The following is a 1,213-nucleotide window of genomic DNA, read 5'->3' as shown; positions in this document are numbered from 1 at the left end:
GCTGGCCGACGCGCTCTATTGGGACACGCTCGATCCCTACCATTATGTCCGCCTGCAGCCGCTCTCTACCGATGAGGTTCTCGTGATCATCGGCGGTGAAGACCACAAGGCCGGCGAGGCTGATGACGGCGAGCAACGCTTTGCGGTCCTGGAGCACTGGGCGCGCGAACGATTGCCCGACCTGGGTGCGATAACCCATCGCTGGTCGGGACAAGTCCTGGAGCCGATAGATTTCGTCGGCTTCATCGGCCGCTCGCCGGACGAAGAGCATGTTTTCATTGTCAGCGGCGATTCCGGACAAGGCATCACCAACGGTCTCGTCGCCGGCATCCTGATCGCGGACCTGATCACCAGCGGCTCCAATGCGTGGGAGGACGTCTACTCGCCGGCACGGAAGATCTACAAGAACCTCGGTGAATACATCAGCGAGAACATCACGCCGTTGAAAAATTTCGCGGAGTATCTTTCGGCGAGCGAAATCGCTTCCGTCGAGGGGCTGCGTTCTGGCGAGGGCTGTTTGGTGCGTAGCGGATTGCAAAAAGTCGCAGCATGCCGGGACCAGAAAGGACAGCTGCACCTGCATTCCGCCAGCTGCACGCATCTGGGGTGCGTTGTGCACTGGAATTCACTGGAGCAATGTTGGGATTGCCCCTGTCACGGATCGCAGTTCGCACCAGATGGCACCGCGCTCAATGGACCTGCAGTATCTCCACTTGCCGAGCTCGAGAAGCCGGCGCACCACCAGGCCGCGGAATAGCTCCGGTCGGCCACTGCAGGAACTCTAGTGGCGGAAGCCTGGTTTCTCCGACCATTGTTCTGGTGCTAAGGGCGGATGAACCCCTTAGTGAAAGGCCCTCGAAAAACGGGGCCTTTTTAGTGCCGCCTTTTGGTGAGTGATTAGCAGTACCATGCCTCTCGGAACCTTTGACGAAAGGCGCTGTTGGCTCGTGTACAAACAAGGAGGAATCCATGCCGGGCCAGAATAAGACACTTGAAGACCTCTTCCTGGAGACCCTCAAAGACATCTACTACGCCGAAAGGAAGATACTCGTTGCGTTGCCGAAATTGGCAAAGGCCGCGAGTTCTGACCAACTGCGCGCTGCATTTGAAAAACATGCCGGCGAAACCGAGGGGCAAGTTCAACGTCTGCAGCAAGTTTTCAAGATGATGAAGCAGGCTCCCAAGGGCAAAACCTGCCCGGCGATCCTCGGGT

General features: G+C 58.0%; 2 protein-coding genes and 1 pseudogene. All 3 read left to right on the top strand.

Features of this window, described 5'->3' with window-relative positions:
- Positions 1-286, top strand: a pseudogene (locus tag AKL29_RS46800) (FAD-dependent oxidoreductase); the annotation flags it as partial.
- A gap of 234 nt (positions 287-520) precedes the next feature.
- Positions 521-757: a Rieske 2Fe-2S domain-containing protein gene (locus AKL29_RS46795; RefSeq protein ID WP_488230416.1), complete on the top strand. Its 237-nt coding sequence runs from the start codon at positions 521-523 to the stop codon at positions 755-757.
- A 212-nt stretch (positions 758-969) separates the two neighbouring features.
- Positions 970-1,213 (top strand): YciE/YciF ferroxidase family protein (locus AKL29_RS44260; protein WP_244481706.1); only part of this gene is annotated, 244 nt, incomplete at its 3' end.

It is taken from the genome of Bradyrhizobium pachyrhizi (genome assembly GCF_001189245.1).
Taxonomy (GTDB): Bacteria; Pseudomonadota; Alphaproteobacteria; order Rhizobiales; family Xanthobacteraceae; genus Bradyrhizobium; species Bradyrhizobium pachyrhizi.
Note: the sequence above shows the minus strand (reverse complement) of the source record. Positions and strands in the feature narration are given on the sequence as shown.